Source organism: Clostridium sp. OF09-36 (genome assembly GCF_003481985.1).
Taxonomy (GTDB): domain Bacteria; phylum Bacillota; class Clostridia; order Lachnospirales; family Lachnospiraceae; genus Brotaphodocola.
Genome location: NZ_QUMD01000002.1, coordinates 19,664 through 41,484 on the forward strand (window position 1 = coordinate 19,664; position 21,821 = coordinate 41,484).

A 21,821-nucleotide genomic window follows, 5' to 3' on the forward strand; every position below is an offset into this window, starting at 1 on the left:
CCGATGCAGGCGAACATGTGTCAGCGAAAGCAAGCGAACAACGATATGTGAAAATGGAGGAAGTCAGACTCGTACACGCCCGGACCTTCTAATCGACTTACTGTGCGATATTGTTTGATATGCTGAAAATTTCGGAAGCCAGACTCATACACGCCCTATTTCAATGGCAGAGCAGCGGTCTCCAAAACCATCGATGGGGATTTGAGACTTTTATCCTAGCTAGATTGTTCCTGTCACGATTAAAGTGCTGACGCCAGGGTTGGTGCTCCACTCTCCTGTTTCCGAATTTTGGGTGTAGGTGGCTGCCGGTACGGTCACTTCACCCAGTACGGTAGTAACATACCTGTTGTTTCATCATAGGTGTAATTTGTAGGAGCAGTCCAGGCAGTTCCGTTAAAGGTGACAGTCAGATTTCTCAAAACCGGGTCAAAGGTATCGGTTACAGAAACTTCGGTTGTGGAATCTGCCGGGACATTTCCGGTGTTCTGGATGACGAAAGTATAAGTCAGTCTGCCGCATTCTGTGACCGGAACCGGGCTGACGGATTTTGTGATGGAAAGGACTGGCTCTGCCACAGCAGAAACAGTTTCCGATGCGGTAATTCCGCTGACACAGGTTCCCGATACTGTCACAACATTCGTGATTTCTGCTTCAAGCTGCAGCGGCGCGTACGCATTCAGCCGTGTCTCATACACGATCGTGGCATTGCCGCCTGCCGGTACATTCACTCCGGTAATCGTAAGTGGCGGTCCCGCTTCTACGGTCGGTGCTGTCTGGAGCACGCCATTTTGATAATAGCGGATCGTTCCCGCACTATAATCCAACGGAGTACGCGTCGTTGTCCCAAAGGCATAAGTTCCAAGATCATCTGACAGGGTAAGTCCTGTATATTCTGCAGTGCCGGCATTGACAATGCTGATGATATACGTCACGGTTCCTCCCTGCCGGTACGTTTCTTTTACTGCGGTTTTGGTAACCGTCAGTACTTCCTGAATCTCTCCCACAGTAATATTTGAATTGGTTATTTCATTGCCATAACGCAGCTGCGCCTGATTCGTAAAAAATGCCATATGCTGTTGTCTCCTTTTTGTGTGGTTACACTATAACATATGACAGAACCGGAACACTGGTGCAGGGCTTGTATCATACACAGTACTTCTGCTTGGCACCTGATCTGCCAGCAGAAGCTTTCTGCAGATACACCGCTACGGATACCTGAAAACATGCTCCGCCGGACGCACACACAGATGCCCCGCGGAATTTGTCATCCGCAGGGCATCCCTATTTGTCGCAAATTGCTTTCATTTTATGAATAAGATCAGTGTACAAAGATCAGGGACAGGATAAATACCACAATGATCGTGGTAATACCCATGACGGCAGTCATACCGGTCTGGCACTTATAAGCATCCTGCGTATCCATATCCGAGAACTGGGATACTACCCAGAAGTAGGAATCGTTTGCGTGGGATACGGTCATAGAACCTGCTCCGATGGCCATGATAACCAGAACCTTGGCTAACGGAGATGTGAAACCGAGTGCCGGCATCATCGGTGCGATCATGGCAGAGGTCGTGATCATGGCTACCGTAGAAGCGCCCATTGCTGTCTTTAAGAGTGCTGCAATGATGAACGGCAGGAATACACCCACACCAAGTCCCAGTAATGATGCGCTTAAAGCGTCTGCGATCGGCAGTTTCTGAAGAATGGCACCAAAGGAACCACCTGCACCGGTGATAGCCAGAATGCCTGCAGAGTTGGTAACACCTTCGGTGATCCACTTCAGGGAATTCTGTTTTTCTTCCTTCGGAATCAGGGTCATAGCCAGGAATACTCCAAAGATCAGTGCGATAACCGGGTTACCAATAAAGGAGAAGAAGGCTTTCACTGCGCCATCCCCAAACGGTGCACTCGGGAAATCACCGACGGATTTTAATGCGATCAGAATGATCGGCAGCAGAATTGGGGAAAAGCTGTGCAGGGCACCTGGAAGTTTTCCATACTTTTCCACAAGTTCTTCTACCGTGTACTCCGGATTTGCCGGAATATCGATCTTGCTGGATACCTTATTTGCGTAAATCAGGCAGAAGCCACAGCCGGAATGGAAATGATCAGACCAACCAGGATGGTCAGTCCAAGATCGGCTTCCAGGGTACCTGCCATAGCGATCGGGCCCGGGGTCGGCGGCACCAGACAATGGGTTGCATATAAGCCGCCGGAAAGTGCGGTAGCCATAACTGCCAGGGACACGTTGCTCTGGCTTGCCAGTGCTCTGGAAATCGGGCTTAAGATAACAAAACCGGAATCGCAGAATACCGGGATACCGGTAATATAACCGGTGATACCCATGGTCAGAACACTCTTTTCTTTTCCGACAATCTTCAAAATGGTGTTCGCCATGGTAAGGGCTGCACCAGTCTTTTCCAGAATGGTACCAATGATGGTTCCGGCCAAAATGACAATACCAATGCTGGCCAGAATATTACCAAAACCACTTTTCACGGTGCTGATTACCTCTTCTGTCGGAATTCCACATACAAGACCAACCAAAACCGCAATGACCGTCAGCACCAGAAACGGGTGCATGTTAAATTTCGATATCGCAATGACCATGCATACAACCGCTAAAAATATCACGCCAAAAATAAATAATCCTGACATAAACAATACCTCCTTCTCGCGTTTCGCGATCCATTCTCAAAATTTCATATCGTAACTGACCGGTATCTCCCCAGTTACATCATATCTTATATTCCCGGATCTTTTTCTGATTCCAGGAACATCCGGTATTCGAGAAGCATCCGGATAAAGAATTCCCGCACAAAAGCAGTGTCCGTTTCCATCTCCAGCGTCTGATAAAGCTGCTTCATACGATACAACAGTGTATTCTTATGTACATGCAGCTCTTCTGCCGCCTTTGCAACACTTCCCGCGCACTCATAATACGTCTGTGCAGTGTGAAGCAACTGCTCCGTCTGATTGCTTCCATACTGGATTTCCAGTTTTTCAAACATTTCTTCTGCGGTTCTTCCGCCTTCCTGCATGAGCAGATTTCCAAACAGATACTGCATTTTGCAGGAATGTTCTTCCAGATTCCGGATTTTTCCTCCTTTCCTCTTTTTTAACATAGATACTTCTCTCATACCGTCTGAAACTTCTTTTATCGTTCTGCAGGGACTGCTGACTGTCACATTCCAGGCATCCTCTGCTTTGATCTCATCGAGCAGGCGCTCCAGGCGTTTGTGCATCTCCTGCCTGTCATAATTTCCACCAAGCAGGATCACGTAATCTTCATTTTGAATGCCAAATACGTCCCGTTTCCGGTCAAGAATATTCTTCCAGATCAGATTCTGGATCAGCTGGGAATAATCCTGCAAATGCTTCATGTGGCGTCCGATTGCGGATTCATGAAGAAGAATGACATGGATTGGAAAATCCAGCTGCAAATTCAGCATTCCACAGAGATTTTCAATCATCTCTTTCTGGCTGCTGCCTCCAAATAATAAAAGCCGCAAAAGCTGATTGCGGAGTTCCGCCTCCAGATTCTGCTTTTGTGTCATCTGCAGTTGGGAAAAGCTTTGGGTCACATAGACACGAAGCAGATTCGCGATGCTTTGCACCTCTTCCTCACACCCAAAGATTCCCACCACACCAATGATCCTGTCGTTCAGAAATATCGGCATGTTGTAGCCTTCTTTGGTACCCGGGTAACGATACAGATCTTCTTTTTTGATCAGGACCGGTTTTCCTGTCTCCAGAACTTCTGCCGCACCCTGATGAAAATCTCCGATCCGGTGTTTTTCCGTAGAAGCAATGATAACGCCCTTCTGGTCCATGATATTGATCGTGCGCTGACCCACCAGCAAAGAGGTAGCTTCTACAAAATCCTGCGCCAGCTTTGCAAATTCATTCATGCTTCTTCACCCACTTTCCCCGCACATTTCCAGAATCAGCACAACCTTTCCGAAAATCAACCGAACCCTTTTTCTACAAGTAAATGCAGTCTCCGGCACCAAGATAACAATGTTTCAGTTCCGTTTCCTGACTCATGATTGTCTGAAGCTCTTCTCCCGAGCAATGATTAAATCCGATGAGACCAACCCCCATCTGCTTCATTTTGTCCAGCGTAATGCGGATCCGTTTCTCGTCTGCTTCTACCAGATGCGTTCCTCCAAAAACCGCACGGATCGGTTTTCCAAAACGCTGCTGCACCGTTGTCAGAATGTTCAAAATTCCAGGGTGACTGCATCCGACGATAACAGTCTGCCCCTCCGTTCCATCCAGCACCAGACAGATTCATCGGAGAAATCATCCTTTTCCCATTTGTCATTCTTGCGCAGTACAAACCGGTCAGGAATTTGTTCAAACTCATAACGTCTCTCAAAATTACCGACCAGATAGCATCCCGGTTCCAATTCCAGATAACCATCGCAGTACCGGTGTTCCAGATCCGTTCGTTCAGCCAGGCTTCATCAAAACCGCAGCCAAGATACGTTGCTTTCAGACCATTCAAAGCGTACTTTTCTGCAAAATACCCTTTCGCTGTATACAACGGACAGGAAAGTCCATGTCTGACAAATTCCGGATATCCACTTGCATGATCATAATGTCCGTGACTCCCCACCGCATAAGATATGTTCTCCAGACCAATGTTCAGCCTGACAGCATTCTCACAGGCAGATTTCCCAGCGCCAAAATCAAACAAAATCTTAGATTTTTCCGTTTCGACTAAAAAAGAAAGACCATGTTCCGCAACCAGGGCTTTGTGCTCGCCCCGTTTATTGTCCATAATCGTCGTCACTTTCACCATCTCACCCCCTTATATTTCCAATTTCATTGTATAAAATAGTATATCACGTTTCCTTCGTTCTGGCATTGTGATTCATCACAATTATCTGACTTATTTTTTACTTTTGTTTTATGGCAGTAATATAAAAAGAAGTTTCTCCTGTTCATGGTTTGTTCATAAAATCGTTACAAACATTCCATATCCAGGAAAAACTTCTTTCATATTTTCTCGATATACTAACATCATCAAATGAAGCTGCCAACTACAATTTGATAAAATTTTTTCATAATCGCCGGTGGGTTTAAAACTCACCGGCTCCTCCCTTTTTATGGGAATTTTTTATTTCCGTTTTCGAACCAGAAAACATTCCTGTTCAATTCCCATTTTCCCTTTGATGATGCGGTCTATCAGCTCTTCCATAAGAGGTTCTGTCCCCCTCATGTTTTCCAGCTTTTTCAATGTTTCCGGTTTTATTTTATACCCATATTGCAAGTAACGGTCATACCAGTCTGCATCCATCTGAAGCGGGCGGACCCGAGGACAGATATGTTCGCGGATGTGCCGGAAAATGCGGATGCCGCCGTAATCCAGGTCTCCGGTATGGAAAAATTCCACATCCGGAATTTTTCCAATCAGCTGTCTTAAAAAAGTGCATTCCAACGGAGAAAAAAAGCCATGAGAAAAAACAATCAATGTGTCCGTTTCATATGGCGTGGAAACAAAATTTGCTTTATTCTCCACGGTAATAATCTTTCGAATACTCTGATCCGGCAAAATCCGGGCATAACGGAGTGTGTCGGTTGTTAACACTGTTCCATAAACCTGGTCTCCATAATCGATTTCTTTTCCTTCTAATTCAATCTTTAGATTCCCTTTTATTGCCAATTGCTGCGCATAATCCTCCAGATATACCAAAGATAAAATTTCCCGCTCACTCATGGCGTCATCTGCCTCAGGGTGATATCGGGATAATACAGAAACCACCCGGCTTTTGAGTTTTTCTTCGAAGATCTTGCTTCCGCCAAGCACAGCAATGCTGAACACGCGCTGGTAAAGCGGCTCCTTCTGTTTCTCCAACGCATTCAGACAATCAAAAAGCATTACACCGTATTTATCCAGATCTGCCGGCGTCTTTCCCTGATCCAGGGATGCTTCCAGCTCCTGATAATACTGTCTCAGCCAGTCCGTCTCAGCCTGCTGCATCAGGGAACACAGTGTCTGCTTCTCTTCCTGCAGCCGCTTCCACTTGGGAACAAGGCCAAGCAGCTCATAAAACTGCCCGGTCTTTTCCCTCCGGTAGGTAATCTTTTCAATATCATTTCCATATTCGATCCATTTGATTTTAATAAGACCATCTCGCTCCAATTCCTTTGCTTCCTGCAAAAGATCAGACTTTCCTGCCCGGTCAAAATCCTCCTGTTGGATATTTAAGCTTCGGTTTCCCGATGCTCCTTCCCTCCAGTCTACGCTGCTTTTTCATTCTGTTCTATAATCTTATGGACCAGATAGCCCGGCTCTTGCCTAGTCTTCATCGTCTTCCTCTGAAATTTCCGGTTTTAATTGTTCAAATTCCGGTTTCTCAAATTCCTGGATGGAAATTGCCTTCTTATTCGGGTTTGCGAATACAAAGATCTTATCGACCGTCTCCAGATAGTTCTGGATCTTGTCGTTGGTCGCACTGATCAGAGCCTGGAAACCCAGTCCGCGAATCAGTTTGATACAGCTCGCCACTTTTTCTGCATCCATCTTGGAAAAAGCCTCATCCAGCACTACCAGACGGATCGTCGGATTTCGCCTAAGTCCCGGCTTCAGATCAATCTTATAAGCCTGGGCAAAGCTTGCCAGAAGCGCTACATAGAGCGGGTTCTGCCCCTCGCCTCCGGAGTTTTTACGGATCATCTTGCTTAAGCGGATCTTTATGGTCTCGTCCTCATTCTGGATCAGCTGCTGCATATCGAATGAAAGATACGTCCGGTAATCTGCATATTTCTCCATGTTGCGCTTGGCCTCTTCCATCTCCTCCGGGGTTGCATGCTCCGGCGGGATAAAGATGTTGATCAGGTCGTTGATCATGGCACCGTAATGGCTTTCATGCTCCATGGTAAACAGATTCAGCTGATTATCCAGACCAATATCCAAATCCGACGGATTGACTTCCAGCGCATCATCCATGAACATATCATAATATTTGCCGTCATCGCCTTTATTCTTTCCAATATAGAACTGGTAACGGTCTTTACCGAAGTCAAGACGGCTGATGATGCGGTTTAACTCATCCTTGCGCTGCAATGCCTCTTTGATGGCACTGCGGATCTTGTACATGAAATCATCTTTAAAATGCTCGACAGCTGCTTTGGCCTGTTCTGCGGCACGCTTCCGGTATTCCTCCAGGCGGTCACAGGCAAGGTTATCAAGCAGCTTCTGGTATTCCTCATTGCTCTCAGAGCCCAGAGAGAAATTCCGCTGCGGATAAGTGCGCAGATAAGCACTCCGGGTGTCCTGAAGCTTTTGCATTTCTTCTGCCTGCTTCTGCGTTTCCGTCTCCACCTTGGCCTGATAATCGTTACGCATCTGGTCGTAGCGGATCCTTGCACCGCTTTCTTCTTTCGCCGTCAGGATCTCCTGAAGCTTTTCTTCATACTCTGCGCATTCTTCCAGATTCCGCTCTTTTCCCGTAACAATTTCATTGAACTGGAATAGATTTTTGTTCTCCGATTCACAGTTTTCCTGCAGCCGGGCTGACTGGCGCTCTTTTTCCCGCAACATTGCCTTCCGGCTGTCACGCAAATTGTCAAGTGCTGTGCGTTCTTCTACCCAGGCGGCAACATTCTGGCTCTTTAACTGCTCCAGACGGGCCCGCAAGTCTTTCTGCTCTTCCTGTTTTTCCAGATAAGCTGCCTTATCCTTCTGCCAGCCAAGATAAACCTCCAGCTCCTGGCCCAGTGCCTCATGTCCAAGCACACGTTCCCCATCTGCCAGAAGTGTCTGCAGCGGTTCAAGCTCCTGCTTCATGGTTTCCATGGATTCTTCCAGAAGCCTGATTCTCTGGCGCACACTCTTCTTTCCAATGTATGCCGATTTTGTGTACAGATCTGGGTTAATGTGCTGGATCCGGTAGCTGTGGTACAGAACGCATTCTTTGGTAATACCAATGCGGTGGCTGCGCAGTTCATCCACGCTCTCACATTTGATCACCTTGCCAAGCTGGAAATTGATGTAGGCCTGCGCATAATCGCGGCTTGCTTCTACCTCTTCTGCCAGCGCTCCATCCTGGACCGCCTGTTCATCTGCCATCACACGCTCGGTATCCAGGACCGCAACCCGGTAATATTTCTTCGGATCCAGCTCCTTATAGATTTCCATCGCCGTTTTTGCATACTTCGGCTCTACGGTCAGCAGCAATTTGTTATTGCCAAGATAACCCTCGACCGCATTACGCCATGCATCATCCCGCACCTCCAAAAGATCGGCAAGCACTTCCACATCGACACTTTTTCCGGTCTTCAAAAACAGCTGCGTTTTCAGGATTTCGCGTACTGCCTCTAATTCCTTCGGATAGGCTTTATTTCCAGCTTTTAACTGTGCCACTTCCTCCTGTGCTTTTTCCAGCTCGCGGTTCAGTTCCCGGATCTGGCTGCGGGCCTCCTGCATCTGGCGCTCTGTTTCTTTCCGCATCTGGGCAAGGTCATCCTGCAGGCGCTTTAATGCTTCTTCGGTGATATCTCCCTTATCAAAAGCCTCAATATCCCACAAAGTCCGGTTTGAAGTGATTTCCTCATCATCCCAGGCATGAAGCTTTTCGGCAGTCTGTTTCCAGCGGGCCTGGCTGCTTCCCAGGTGCTCCACCAGCTCATTCACAGCCTTTAACTGGCTCTTTAATTCTTCATAACCACTGCTTGAAATCTTGCGAAGCAGCTCCTCACTTTGCGCGGTCATATCCTGGATCTCCGTCTCAAGTCCGGCAATTTCCTGGTTAGCTTTTTCATAATCCGCCTTCAGGTTCTGGATCTTTTCCTGGCTTTCCCGGATTTTTCTGCGGTCATTTAAGATATCCAGCTTCTGCGCAAAATACCCATACATTTCTTTATTTTCGCGCACTGCAGTCATCGCTTCATGCTGCGCACAGATCTTCTTCAGGCTCTCGATCTCCCGGCAGGTGTCCTCGATCCGGCGGCGCAGGCGGCCATACTCCGTCACGCTCTGCTGCATGTCCTCAATGTGGATGTTCTGCTCCATGCAGATATATTCCTTCACGAAGTCTTCCAGCTTGATGTTCATGCGGAACGGAATGGCACGCTTGAACAAAAGCGGGAACTTTTCCGCATCCAGACCGCCTAAATAAATATCGTAAAGCTGTTTGCGGAAGCGTTCATTGTGCGAGCCGAAATAGCAGTCTTCTTTTGAAAAATTCGATAATAGCCAGTTTTTCACCTCATCGATGGACATAGTGCGGTCGGACTTACGGTACTCATGGTCCGGCATCGGTCCCTTATGCCAGAAAAACATACGGCTAATCTCATTCGTAGCGGTTTCTACATCAAAGACCACACCCACGCACTGGCAGACCCCGGTATCTGTCTGACGCAGTTCCAGCACAATGGTACTGGAAAAATTCTGGTTCCGTAAATATGAAAAACTATTGTCATCACCAATGTTGATCATGCCGCGCAGATACTCGATCAGGCTTCGGTCCGAATCATCCGCTGCGGCCTTATTGAAAAATCCGCGGCCATCGGTATTCGCATACAGCACGATCTGCATGGCATCGATCACGGTAGATTTTCCGCTTCCGGAATGACCGGTAAAAAAATTGATCCCGTCATCAAAGGACAGGGTTCTGTGTTTTATGTAATGCCAGTTGTTCAGGCAGATCCTGGACAGTGCTTCAAATCTCTGGTTCTCCATCTTCCTCTTCTCCTTCGCGGAATGTTTCAAGCAGCGCACGGACATCGTCTCCCAGCAAAATGACATTGATGGTCGGATATACCACAAGACGGCTGAAGCCGTCCAGCTCTTCCAGAACATCTAACGGTTCTACAACCTGGTACTTTTTCAGCATTGCCAGACTTCTCCGGATTTCCGACACCGACGGCTGCTTTTTTAATAACCGGTAAGTTCCAAGCTTTTCGTGGATCTCGCTTAAGGTCGTTATGACATTCACCGAAGTAGAGACCGATGACATCTGCTCGTCGTAGATCAGCTTTAAGACCAGCACATACAGCGTAGCCAGCTTCGGCAGCTTCTCTCCCACCACCTGCTCGCCGCGGATGTAAATGAGTCCCATCTGACTGTTTTCCACTACCTCGATTCCCATAATAGAGAAATACTTCTGGATGAATTCCAGATGCTGGTTGCACTGGTAAAATTCCGGGTTCGTCTGGTAGCGCTTTGTTTTCCGGTCATAGGTCCGCTCCAGCAAAAAGGTCTGCCGGTATAACAGACGGATGCTTTCCGAAACCTGCTCCTGCTCCGAGCTGGAAAGTGTCTCAAAATAATCAATCATTCTTTCTATCCTTTCTCACAAATACCAGTCCCGGATAACGGTAGCCTGCATGCTCCACCATCGGCGCCTCCTGGTCCAGGACGCGGTACGGACTGTCCTTGCGTACCGAATCATCGTATGCAAGCACCAGCTTCTCAAAGTCCTCCAGGGAAGATACGGTGTCACTGGTTACTGTAAATTTCCCATTCACCATCTGATCCAGTACAAAGGAACGGATCTGTTTCCGGCTATATCGGTTCTTCATGCGGTTTAGCTGCAGGATTTCATCCTTAGACAGCTCCACGATTTCCTCCTCCGGCTGTAACTCTGCCGTAAAATCCTGACGGGATTTTCTGCGCTTATATAATGACCGGTCTGAAATGACGGTAAACTGGGAAAAATTCATCTTTGAGGCTGTAAGCGCCAGTTTTTCATCGAATGATTCATCCGGTAAACCAGACAATTCATTTAAGATCTGGATCACCAGCCCCTTCATGTTGTCCTCCTGGTTCAGGAGGTAATTGAGCCTTGTCACGGTAGCACGGATGTATTTCGTGTGCTCTGTATCCATATTTAAAATGCGGTGCTCGATATCATCAAAGCCACGATCGATCAGGTCAAGCTGGCTGATAATGTCTTCCGGCGTAATATCCAACCCTCGCAGCTGCTTATTGCGCACACAAACTGTCTCCAGCCAGGAAGTATCCTGGCGCATCTGGACCAGCCATTTTTTAATATCGGTCTTATACAGATAAAAGTTATCGGAGGTTTTTAAAATGTGATATTTCTTCTGCACGATTTCCTGTACATATCCGTCCAGATGCTCTTTCAAAAGGTCCCCGTAATTTTTCTGTTCCAGAAGGCTGGCGAAGAAACGGTCCATATTGTGGAGCATATCCTGCAGCGTCTTATTGAGCTTTCTCGTATTGACCAGAGCGGTTTTCAAGAGAGAAATGTTGCACCTTGGATCGTTCTTGAATGCGAACAGGATTGCATAGACATTCTGGATGTAGACCTGGCTGTCATCCTCATCCTCCCCGGCCAGATGCATAAACGCATCCACAAACACAGCAGCGTAATCCGGAATGACAATGTTCACTGTCATATTGTGGTAATCATCCACCTTCCGGAGCCACCCGGCCTTTAGCAGCCAGTTTAAAATGCGGGTAGAAAGCGGCTCCAGCATATCCAGTTCATCTTCCAGCTCGTCCTGTACCATCACCACGCGGGCCTTCGCAAAATAATCGCTCAGGGTCTGAATGCAGATTTCCCGGCTTAAAAAGTAATTGCTGTACTGGTATTCGTCATTGATCTGCAAAAGCGCGTCAATATAAACTTGCCGGTTTCTGGAACGGAACAGACCCCAGAACGAATCCGGTATTTCTAAAAACTGATTTGCCATAGTAATTGATTCCTTATTTTTTGTTGCAATGCATAGTCAGTAATTTCACGGAGACTGACTGTGGTTTGTTTCTGTTTGTAATTCATCTCACTATTTATAGAGAATAGGAGAATCCTTGCTACCGTTTGTCGAAAAATGCTGCTGCCCAGGTCATGCCTGCTGCAGCAGCATCTGTTACTTCTCCATGATAAACAAACTTTTATTTATCCTATCGTTGTATCTGAGATTTTGTTCCTGTTCACGCACGGTGCCAACAGCAACTTTTTTCAAAACAATCCTTAAATTTCTAACAGATCACTGAATGCCTTCAATGCTCCATCGGTTTCATGAGCCAGAACACGTTTTGCAAGGACCTTACCAAGCTGTACGCCCTCCTGGTCAAAACTGTTTACATTCCATAAAAAGCCCTGGAACATTACCTTATTCTCGAAGTGTGCAAGCAGTGCGCCAAGAGCACCCGGATTTACCTGCTCACCAATGATGATGCTCGATGGACGTCCGCCCTCAAAGTTTTTATTGCGGTTTTCATCGGCCTTGCCGCATGCAAATGCCATGATCTGTGCTGCCACGTTTGCACAAAGCTTCTGCTGACTGGTGCTGCCCTGAATGACAACATCAGTCTCCATCTGGTTTTTCTTAAAGCCAACGAACTGCAGCGGAACAATGTCAGTTCCCTGATGCAGCAGCTGGTAGAAGGAATGCTGGCCATTGGTTCCAGGCTCACCAAAGATTACCGGTCCGGTCACATAGTTCATCGGCTCGCCAAAACGGTTTACGGACTTACCATTGGACTCCATGTCAAGCTGCTGCAGATGTGCCGGGAAGCGGCTCAGTGCCTGGGAGTACGGAAGCACTGCGGTACACGGATAGCCAAGCACGTTGCGCTCGTATACACCGATCAGTGCGTCTAACATTGCTGCATTCTTCGTTACATCGGTCTCTGTTGCCAGTTTGTCTGCCTCTGCTGCACCCTCTAAAAACTGTGCAAACACCTCCGGTCCGAAAGCCAGGGAGAGAACTGCACCGCCAACTGCGGAGGTAGAGGAATAACGGCCGCCAATATAATCATCCATGAAGAATGCAGCCAGATAATCGCTGCTCTTCGCAAGTGGGGAGGTCTCACTGGTTACTGCGATCATATGCTTCGATGCATCCAGACCTGCATTCTTTAATGCGTCCTTTACGAAAGACTCATTCGTCAGGGTCTCAAGGGTTGTGCCAGACTTGGAAACCAGTACGAAAATAGAATGTGCGACATCGATTCCATGCAGAACTGCTGCTGCATCATCCGGGTCTACATTGCTGATGAATTTTGCTTCCATCTTAAATGTACCATTCTTCTTTGCCCAGTTTTCCAGCGCCAGATACATTGCTCTCGGTCCAAGGTCACTTCCTCCGATACCGATCTGAACAACCGTGGTAAACTTTTCTCCTGCCGCATTGGTGATCTCACCGCTGTGAACCTTGTTTGCAAACTCAGCAATGCGCTCCTGCTGCTCTTTGTAGAAGGTACGCTTGTCCACACCATCTGCAGTGACTGCGTCACCAAGCTGTCCGCGGGTCATGTGATGCAGTACCAGTCGCTTCTCACCGGTATTGATCACCTCACCATTGTAAAGAGCTTTAAATTTCTCTGCCAGCTGAGCCTCTGCAGCCAGCTTCTTTAATGCCTCCAGTACATTGTCATCGACCTGCTTTGCTGCGTAGTGGTAAACAAGTCCCTTTGCCATCGGCACGCTGTATTTTTTCACGCGCTCTGCGCCGTTATCTCCGGTCATAGCCTCCGCAAGGTTTACGCGGGATGCTTTTTCCAGCTCCTGATAGGAAGTAAGAGTGTCCAGGTTGTTCCAGGTAATCATCATGATTCCTCCTTCAATACATTATACTGATCTTCAGCCGATAATTTTCTGTCAATCATGATAATTATACTATTGAATACGGGGGATTTCAAGAGATTTCAAGGATACGCTGTACAACTATAAGATCACCTGTTTGCGCAATGCACGAACAATCTCTCTAAAACTTATGTTTTCCGGCAATATACACTCAGCAAAGTATCACGATGATTCCCTTGAAAATTTTCTTTTCTGTGATATACTGTAAGTTCCTGAATTTTTAATAAAACTCCGATAGTTTTCCTTTCCGGCAGAAAAATATGACAGCCAGGTAAGACAAAACAAGATGAGACACAATCACACAAAGGAAGAGAAAACCATGTTAGGAAAAACACATATGGCAGTTGGAGTTGCCGCATCCATGCTGCTTTTTCAACCAAATACATTACCAGAACTGATTTTTGGAGCCGGGGCAGCGGCAATCGGTTCCGTAATCAGTGATATCGACTGCAGTTCCTCGGAAAGCAGCCGCAGAGCAGACAAGATTATATTTGCAGCAGAAACAATCGTGATCGGAATTGCTGCTGTCGAAGCGCACTGGCATATCGGTCTCTACCAGAAACTTATGAGCAACAGTTCTGTCAGCCGCATCATCTTAGCATGTGCTGCATTTCTGGCCATATGCGCCTATGGAAAGAAAACACCGCACCGTTCTTTTATGCATTCGTTTCTGGCAGGCGGGCTCCTTTCCAGCTCCGTAGCCGTATTTCTTCCGACGCTGGTACCTTACTTTGGAGCCGCATTCCTTTCCCACCTGATTCTGGATTTGCTGAATCGCAAAGGAGAACAGCTTTTTTATCCTTACCAGAAACGTTTCAGCCTCGGAATCTGTTCCGCGTCCGGACTGATCAATAAGATCTTTCTTCTTTGCGGCTCAGTCATGTCGGCAGGAGTAATCTTAAAGCTTTTGGCTGGTATGGTGATTGCGGCACACAGGTAGAACCGTAAAACCCGCTTCATCAGCAATCACCATTGACCAGCCCTTCTTATTGCTCCTCCAGATGGTCAACATTTCTCTGGTCATGCGCCGTGTAGCGCATAGCTCTTCCATATCCGCCTTTGTGGCGGTAGGACGCATGACCTTTCCTGACATTCGTTTTTGCGCTGACGCCGCCCTGATCACCTTAATCATATTGCTCAATGTCTCGTTGTCTTCTTTTCATTTTTATGGTAGCATTATTTATAGATACAGATGATTACATCAGAAAAGAGAATATAGAAATATTTTAAAGAACTATACTATTGCAGAAAGGAAGTGTTTTTATGCCATTATTGAAAGACTACTACACCGCAGAAGATTACTGGAATCTGTCAGAGGGTGAACGTGCAGAGCTAATTGATGGAAAATTCTACAATATGGCACCGCCAAGTCTTACGCATCAAACTTTATCCATTGAACTTGCATCTACATTTCGTAATTATATAAAATCCAAGGGTGGCTCATGCCGTGCTCTTACAGCTCCATTTGCAGTTAATCTCGACGCCAATGATAAAAACTGGGTTGAGCCGGATGTTATGGTCGTATGCAACAGAGACAAGCTCACAGAACGCAGTTGCATTGGTGCTCCAGATCTGATCATCGAGATTGTATCTCCATCCAGCCGTAAAATAGATTATATCAAAAAGAATGCTTTATACTTAGATGCCGGAGTAAAAGAATACTGGATTGTAGATCCTATGAGAAAAAGCACTTTAGTCTACTGTTACGACGAAGACGCTACACCTATATTCTATCCTTTTGATACCCCTATTGCTGTAGGTATTTATCCCGATTTAAGCATTACTATTGCAGATTTATTACAAACGCCTTGACCGGTAAACCCTCATAAAAAAAATTTTCTTCAGAATTTCTCATCCAGAGGGATCGATCTATTGATAATTAGCTTATAAAGCGTAAAACTATCCATCGCTAATCGTCATATGAAAATTTTGAAGAGCAATATTATTGCAGAAAGGAAATGTTTTTATGCCGCTATTAAAAGACTACTACACCGCAGAAGATTACTGGAATCTGCCAGAGGGCGAACGTGCGGAGTTGATCGATGGAAAATTCTACGATATGGCACCAGCAAGCCGGATTCATCAGAAACTGGTCTCTAAATTGACTTCTATCATTGATCAATACATTTCAGATCACCACGGCTCTTGTGAAGTCTATCCTGCTCCATTTGCTGTCAATCTCGACGCTGATGACAAAGATTGGGTAGAACCGGATGTCTCTGTAATCTGTGATTCAAATAAGCTGACTGATCGTGGATGTTCCGGAGCTCCGGATTTGGTTTTCGAAATTGTATCTCCATCAAGTCGGAGAATGGATTATAACCGAAAAAATACACTCTATTCCGACGCAGGCGTCCGGGAATACTGGATTGTCGATCCAGCAAAAGAACGCGTTACTGTTTACCATTACGAAGAAGATGCAGCACCAGTGATCTACTCCTTTACACAGGATATTCCGGTCGGAATCTATCCGGGACTGACAATCAAAATCAATGATTTACTGTAACTGAAGCGCGTTAAAAAAGGGACTTTCAGAGCAATCTCTGAAAGTCCCTTTTCACTTTATTTTAAGCCATTTTCAATTAGAATTTACCAGCGGTAGCTGCTTCCTCAATCGCAACTGCAACTGCAACGGTCATGCCGACCATCGGGTTGTTACCAGCGCCGATCAGACCCATCATCTCAACGTGAGCAGGCACGGAAGAAGAACCTGCGAACTGTGCATCGGAATGCATACGGCCAAGGGTATCGGTCATACCGTAGGAAGCCGGGCCTGCTGCCATGTTATCCGGATGCAGGGTACGTCCGGTACCACCACCAGAAGCTACGGAGAAGTACTTCTTGCCTGCTTCCAGTCTCTCCTTCTTGTAGGTACCTGCTACCGGATGCTGGAAACGGGTCGGGTTGGTAGAGTTACCGGTGATGGAACGTCTACGTTCTCTTTCCACATGATTGCAACGCCTTCCGGAACGCTGTTTGCGCCGTAGCAGTTTACTTTTGCACGAAGGCCTTCAGAGTAGGATTTACGGAATACTTCCTTAACCTCATTGGTGTATGGGTTGTACTCAGTCTCGATGTAGGTGAAGCCGTTGATACGTGCGATGATCTGAGCTGCGTCTTTTCCAAGACCGTTTAAGATAACGCGAAGCGGTTTCTGACGAACTTTGTTTGCTTTCTCAGCGATACCGATTGCGCCCTCTGCTGCTGCGAAGGACTCGTGGCCTGCCAGGAATGCGAAGCACTCGGTCTCCTCTTCCAGAAGCATCTTGCCCAGGTTACCATGGCCAAGACCTACTTTACGGGTATCTGCAACGGAACCCGGGATACAGAATGCCTGAAGGCCCTCGCCGATTGCTGCTGCTGCCTCAGATGCTTTTCTGCAGCCTTTTTTGATTGCGATTGCTGCGCCTACGGTGTAAGCCCATTTTGCGTTCTCGAAGCAGATCGGCTGAATGCCCTCGATCATTTTGTATACGTCAAGACCTGCGTCTTTGGTGATCTTCTCTGCCTCTTCAATGGAAGCGATGCCATAGCTGTTTAATGCTTCATTGATCTGTTTGATACGTCTCTCATATGATTCAAATAATGCCATGATTATAGTCCTCCTTCTTTACGCCTGTCTCGGGTCGATGATCTTAACTGCATCAGCAACACGGCCATACTGACCTTTTGCCTTCTCCCAAGCGGTGTTCGGATCGTCACCCTTCTTGATGAAGTCAGTCATCTTGCCAAGGCTTACGAACTGATAACCAATGATCTGATCGTCTGCATCCAGAGCGATACCGGTTACATAGCCCTCAGCCATCTCCAGGTAACGAGGACCTTTCTTTAAGGTTCCGTACATGGTACCAACCTGGGAACGAAGACCCTTACCTAAGTCCTCCAGGCCAGCGCCGATCGGCAGACCGTCCTCAGAGAATGCACTCTGGGTTCTGCCATATGCGATCTGTAAGAACAGCTCTCTCATAGCGGTGTTGATTGCGTCACATACCAGGTCGGTGTTCAGAGCTTCCAGAACAGTTAAGCCAGGAAGAATCTCAGCTGCCATTGCAGCGGAGTGGGTCATACCGGAGCATCCGATGGTCTCTACCAGAGCCTCCTGGATAATACCCTCTTTTACGTTCAGGGTCAGCTTGCAGGCACCCTGCTGCGGAGCACACCAGCCCACACCATGGGTCAAACCGGAAATGTCGGAAACCTGTTTGGACTGTACCCATTTTGCTTCTTCCGGGATCGGAGCAGCGCCATGATGAACGCCCTGTGCAACTGTGCACATCTCTTCTACTTCATGTGAATAAATCATGTTAAAACTCCTTTCAACTATGTAATGTCCTGAAAGTACGTGCTAAATGATGCTTCCGAAAATCTGCATTGCCCTGTACCCGGCAACGATATGAGATTGTCAAAAACATCACACCATACTTGATGTTATTTTCTCATAAAAGAGACAAATAGTCCAGTATTTTTTTGTAGAAATTTAAGAGCAGGTGGCACAAAGATTTGTGCCACCTGCTCCTTTTTTAGCATTTTGTCTATTATTTTGTTATTTTTATTTATTGCTTAAGTACTCGTGAATGCCCTTTGCACCGTGCTTTCCTGCTCCATAGCCAGGATTACGGTTGCTGCGCCGGTTACGGCATCGCCGCCTGCGAACACGCCCTCGCGGGAGGTCTGTCCGTTTGCAGCTTCCGCCACGATACATTTGCGCTTATTGATCTCAAGTCCCTCGGTGGTGGAGGAAATGAGTGGGTTCGGGGAGGTACCAAGAGACATGATGACGGTGTCTACATCCATCACGTACTCAGAACCCGGAATATCTACCGGGCGGCGTCTTCCGGATGCATCCGGCTCGCCAAGCTCCATCTTCACAACCTTGATGCCCTTAACCCAGTCGTTTTCATCGGTCAGGATCTCTACTGGGTTGGTCAGCAGGTCAAAAATAACGCCCTCTTCTTTTGCGTGGTGTACTTCCTCTACACGCGCCGGAAGCTCTGCCTCGCTGCGGCGGTATACGATATGTACCTCAGCGCCGAGACGCAGTGCGGTTCTTGCAGCATCCATGGCTACGTTTCCGCCGCCGACAACGGCTACCTTCTTGCCTGCAACGATCGGGGTATCGTAATCCTCACGGAATGCTTTCATGAGGTTATTTCTGGTTAAGTACTCATTTGCGGAGAATACGCCGTTTGCGTTCTCGCCCGGGATTCCCATGAACTTCGGAAGACCTGCACCGGAACCGATGAAGACTGCCTCGAATCCCTCTTCGTCCATCAGTTCGTCAATAGTAACGGACTTACCGATAATGACGTCAGTCTCGATCTTAACGCCCAGCTTCTTTACGTTTTCGATCTCAGAGCGGACAACGGTCTCTTTCGGGAGACGGAACTCCGGGATACCGTAGGTCAGTACTCCGCCCGGCTCATGAAGTGCCTCGAAGATGGTGACATCGTAACCAAGCTTTGCCAGGTCACCTGCACAGGTCAGGCCTGCAGGGCCGGAGCCGACAACTGCAACCTTCTTGCCGTTCTTTACGTCAGATGCTTTCGGAACGAAGCCGTTCTCTCTGGACCAGTCTGCCACGAAACGCTCCAGCTTACCGATGGAGATCGGCTCGCCCTTGATGCCGCGGATGCACTGTCCCTCACACTGGCTTTCCTGCGGGCATACACGGCCGCAGACTGCCGGAAGTGCAGAAGACTCTGCAATAACATTCGCTGCAGCCTCGAAGTTTCCAGCCTCTACTTCTTTGATGAATCCAGGAATGTTGATGGAAACCGGGCAGCCGCCCATGCACTTTGCGTTGTTCTTACACTTTAAGCATCTGGAAGCTTCTTCCATCGCCTCTTCTTTGTTATATCCATAGCACACTTCCTCAAAGTTGGTAGCGCGCACTTTTGCGTCCTGCTCTCTGACAGGAGTTTTCTTTAATACGTCCATTTCTTATCCTCCGATCGCAGACAGCTTTTTGCTGCCTTGCCTAATGAATCCGAATCTGCTTTGGCCTGTCCGCAGCTGTTTGCAGACTTTTTCCGTCACTGTTTGCGCAACGCGTGAACAGTATCTTATTCCGGCTTTCAGCGTTTTTCTATTAGCCGTTGCACTGTCCGCAGCCGCCATGATGGGTGTCGCCCTCGACAGCCTTTAACATCGCTCTGCCCTCTTCGGTCTTGTACATCTGCTGACGCTTCATCGCCTCGTCAAAGTTCACGAGATGACCGTCAAACTCCGGTCCGTCTACACATGCGAACTTCACCTCATCGCCTACGGTTAAGCGGCATGCTCCGCACATACCGGTTCCGTCTACCATGATCGGGTTCATGCTGACGATGGTCGGGATATTCAGCTCTTTAGTCAGTTTGCATACAAATTTCATCATGATCATCGGTCCGATGGCTACGCATACATCGTACTGTTTGCCCTGGTTCTCTACCAGTCTTTGATCACTTCGGTTACCATGCCCTTGCGCACATAGGAACCGTCATCGGTGGTAATGTAAAGATTTCCAGCCTGCTCCTTCATCATGTCTTCCAGGATCAGAAGATCTTTGTTCTTTGCGCCTACGATTACATCGACATCGATGCCGTGCTGCTTCATCCACTTTACCTGCGGATAAACCGGTGCGGTACCAACGCCACCTGCAACGAATAAGTATTTGCGTTTCTTTACCTCTTCCAAATCTTCCTTGACAAACTCAGACGGCTGACCAAGCGGTCCGACAAAGTCCTGGAATGCATCGCCTGCTTTTAACTCAGACATTTTTAAGGTAGATGCACCTACGATCTGGAACACGATGGTAACGGTGCCCTTCTCGCGGTCGAAATCGCAAATGGTAAGCGGGATACGCTCTCCCTTCTCATCCATTTTTACAATGACAAATTCTCCCGGCTGACAGGATCTTGCCACTCTCGGAGCTTCCACATCCATCAGGAAAATCTTCTCCGCAAGCTTTTCTGCTTTTAAAATCTTATACATTTCCTTCCTCCTGTTTTGCAATCTGCAAATTCTGTATGCCATCCATGAATATAACTTATTTTCAGACGTGCTAAAAGTATTTTAGCACGTCTGGTTTTGAATAGCAATACATTATTGTTAATAACATAACATATATTATACAGATTTATTTCCTTTTGTACAGTCGATATTCGTAACAAAGGTCAAAATATGTCTGTTCGTCGCTCTCCTCTGCCAGTTCCCACGAATTATCCTGATCTAAGTTCGGGAAGTGCGTGTCTGCCGCATAAGCAAAGTCAATCCAGGTGATCTGCGCTTCCTCGCAAAAAGGCAGGAACTGACGGTAAATGCTTTCTCCGCCGATGATATAAACATCGTCAGAATGATACGCTGTAAGCAGGTCCTGCACTTCCTCAAGGCTATGACAGACCGTTGCCCCTTTTACCTGATATGCCGGATCTGTGCTCAGCACAATGTTGGTCCGGCCATAAAGCGGCTGTCCGCCAGGCAGGCTTTCCAAGGTTTTGCGCCCCATCACGATGACCTTTCCGAGTGTCTGGTCCCGGAACATTTTCTGATCCTGGGGAATGGATACAAGGAGCTGCCCCTTATTTCCGATCGCCCAGTTTTTATCTACCGCTGCAATCAGTTTCACTTAATCCTCCTCTTCCTCTGCCAGGATCAGTTCTTTTGCGTAAGGCAGTGTCCTGATCCAGTCACAGAAGGTGTGCCATTCATCCAGTTTATGGTTCTTTCTGGCAAAATAAATGTTGATCAGTGTCTCATAGTTTAAAGTGCAGGTCCGCATCTGGTTATAGCTGGACGGCAGAAGCTGGATCATATCATACCAGTACGCTTTGTCCTTTGTTTCCACATACTTTAAACGGATGGTTTCCAGATGATCCACGATGGTCTGCATATAGGCTTCACTCTCCGGTGTCAGATGATCGTGGCTGAAATCGTCCAGTTCGAATGGCTTGCTGTGGATCTTATGCATGGTGCTGGTCGAGTTTGCTACTGTGGCCACTTTATAAGTATCGTACTCTTTCCACCAGTACATCGGTGCCGTAATATCTACCGAAACGAACACCTGACGAATATATTTGCGATGGTCGCTTCCGGCACGGCGCAGACGCTTTGCCAAGCCCAGATCATTCGGGCCAAGCACATAATTTCCGTCTTCGTCATAGAAGCTGTCCATCCGGTCCCAGCTGTTCATGGGATTGCGTGCCCCACGCATGGCATTTTCCAGATTCATGACGCTGGTACGTTCTAATTTAATCATTCTCTATTCCTTCCTTA

17 protein-coding genes and 3 pseudogenes are annotated in these 21,821 nt (G+C 47.3%); 3 read left to right on the top strand and 17 right to left on the bottom strand.

Annotated features, from left to right (window positions below; translation table 11 throughout):
• Window positions 1-314: 314 nt before the first annotated feature.
• The 11 genes from DXA97_RS01820 to DXA97_RS01860 form a co-directional block, all read right to left on the bottom strand.
• A complete protein-coding gene (locus DXA97_RS01820; protein WP_347561417.1) occupies window positions 315-1,070 on the bottom strand; it encodes a hypothetical protein in 756 nt (251 codons plus the stop codon).
• A gap of 248 nt (window positions 1,071-1,318) precedes the next feature.
• Window positions 1,319-2,011 carry a hypothetical protein gene (locus DXA97_RS21450; protein ID WP_279221117.1) on the bottom strand — a complete coding sequence of 231 codons (693 nt, stop codon included), beginning with the start codon at window positions 2,009-2,011 and terminating at the stop codon, window positions 1,319-1,321.
• A 68-nt stretch (window positions 2,012-2,079) separates the two neighbouring features.
• Entirely contained in the window at window positions 2,080-2,661 is a 582-nt protein-coding gene (locus DXA97_RS21455) for an SLC13 family permease (RefSeq protein ID WP_279221118.1), read from the bottom strand.
• Window positions 2,662-2,747: 86 nt separating this feature from the next.
• Window positions 2,748-3,914 carry a sugar diacid recognition domain-containing protein gene (locus DXA97_RS01830; RefSeq protein ID WP_118718387.1) on the bottom strand — a complete coding sequence of 389 codons (1,167 nt, stop codon included), beginning with the start codon at window positions 3,912-3,914 and terminating at the stop codon, window positions 2,748-2,750.
• A 73-nt stretch (window positions 3,915-3,987) separates the two neighbouring features.
• Window positions 3,988-4,287, bottom strand: coding sequence for a hypothetical protein (locus DXA97_RS21780; protein WP_347561418.1), 300 nt, complete (start codon window positions 4,285-4,287; stop codon window positions 3,988-3,990).
• A 676-nt stretch (window positions 4,288-4,963) separates the two neighbouring features.
• Entirely contained in the window at window positions 4,964-5,101 is a 138-nt protein-coding gene (locus DXA97_RS19995; protein ID WP_182436770.1) for a hypothetical protein, read from the bottom strand.
• A gap of 27 nt (window positions 5,102-5,128) precedes the next feature.
• A complete protein-coding gene (locus DXA97_RS01840; protein WP_118718388.1) occupies window positions 5,129-6,172 on the bottom strand; it encodes a Wadjet anti-phage system protein JetD domain-containing protein in 1,044 nt (347 codons plus the stop codon).
• 138 nt (window positions 6,173-6,310) lie between these two features.
• Window positions 6,311-9,694 carry an SbcC/MukB-like Walker B domain-containing protein gene (locus DXA97_RS01845; RefSeq protein ID WP_118718389.1) on the bottom strand — a complete coding sequence of 1,128 codons (3,384 nt, stop codon included), beginning with the start codon at window positions 9,692-9,694 and terminating at the stop codon, window positions 6,311-6,313.
• Window positions 9,675-10,292 (bottom strand): DUF4194 domain-containing protein, encoded by a 618-nt coding sequence (locus DXA97_RS01850; RefSeq protein WP_118718390.1) that lies wholly within the window; start codon window positions 10,290-10,292, stop codon window positions 9,675-9,677. The genes DXA97_RS01845 and DXA97_RS01850 overlap by 20 nt, the downstream gene beginning before the upstream one ends.
• The gene (locus DXA97_RS01855) at window positions 10,285-11,673 is read right to left on the bottom strand and encodes a Wadjet anti-phage system protein JetA family protein (RefSeq protein ID WP_118718391.1); all 1,389 of its coding nucleotides are present in this window, start codon (window positions 11,671-11,673) and stop codon (window positions 10,285-10,287) included. The genes DXA97_RS01850 and DXA97_RS01855 overlap by 8 nt, the downstream gene beginning before the upstream one ends.
• Before the next feature lie 278 nt (window positions 11,674-11,951).
• Window positions 11,952-13,535 (bottom strand): glucose-6-phosphate isomerase, encoded by a 1,584-nt coding sequence (locus DXA97_RS01860; RefSeq protein WP_347561419.1) that lies wholly within the window; start codon window positions 13,533-13,535, stop codon window positions 11,952-11,954.
• Between the two features lie 352 nt (window positions 13,536-13,887).
• Here DXA97_RS01860 and DXA97_RS01865 point away from each other — a divergent pair, with 352 nt between their 5' ends.
• The 3 genes from DXA97_RS01865 to DXA97_RS01875 all read left to right on the top strand — a co-directional run bounded on the left by DXA97_RS01865 (window position 13,888) and on the right by DXA97_RS01875 (window position 16,074).
• Window positions 13,888-14,508 carry a metal-dependent hydrolase gene (locus DXA97_RS01865; protein ID WP_182436771.1) on the top strand — a complete coding sequence of 207 codons (621 nt, stop codon included), beginning with the start codon at window positions 13,888-13,890 and terminating at the stop codon, window positions 14,506-14,508.
• A gap of 323 nt (window positions 14,509-14,831) precedes the next feature.
• On the top strand, window positions 14,832-15,380 hold the full coding sequence (locus DXA97_RS01870) for a Uma2 family endonuclease (RefSeq protein WP_118718394.1): 549 nt from the start codon (window positions 14,832-14,834) through the stop codon (window positions 15,378-15,380).
• A 154-nt stretch (window positions 15,381-15,534) separates the two neighbouring features.
• Window positions 15,535-16,074, top strand: coding sequence for a Uma2 family endonuclease (locus DXA97_RS01875; protein ID WP_118718395.1), 540 nt, complete (start codon window positions 15,535-15,537; stop codon window positions 16,072-16,074).
• A gap of 76 nt (window positions 16,075-16,150) precedes the next feature.
• Here DXA97_RS01875 and DXA97_RS01880 read toward each other — a convergent pair.
• From DXA97_RS01880 to DXA97_RS01905, 6 genes and pseudogenes are all read right to left on the bottom strand, one after another.
• A pseudogene (locus DXA97_RS01880) lies at window positions 16,151-17,160 on the bottom strand (GGGtGRT protein).
• An 18-nt stretch (window positions 17,161-17,178) separates the two neighbouring features.
• Complete coding sequence (locus tag DXA97_RS01885; RefSeq protein WP_118530060.1) at window positions 17,179-17,871, bottom strand: hypothetical protein; 693 nt, start codon at window positions 17,869-17,871, stop codon at window positions 17,179-17,181.
• A gap of 246 nt (window positions 17,872-18,117) precedes the next feature.
• Window positions 18,118-19,505 (bottom strand): annotated as a pseudogene (gltA, locus tag DXA97_RS01890) (NADPH-dependent glutamate synthase).
• A gap of 151 nt (window positions 19,506-19,656) precedes the next feature.
• Window positions 19,657-20,540: pseudogene (locus DXA97_RS01895) on the bottom strand (sulfide/dihydroorotate dehydrogenase-like FAD/NAD-binding protein).
• A gap of 145 nt (window positions 20,541-20,685) precedes the next feature.
• A complete protein-coding gene (locus DXA97_RS01900) occupies window positions 20,686-21,174 on the bottom strand; it encodes a dihydrofolate reductase (protein WP_118543436.1) in 489 nt (162 codons plus the stop codon).
• Window positions 21,175-21,804 carry a hypothetical protein gene (locus DXA97_RS01905; protein ID WP_118718396.1) on the bottom strand — a complete coding sequence of 210 codons (630 nt, stop codon included), beginning with the start codon at window positions 21,802-21,804 and terminating at the stop codon, window positions 21,175-21,177. It abuts the gene before it with no gap.
• Between the last annotated feature and the right edge of the window lie 17 nt (window positions 21,805-21,821).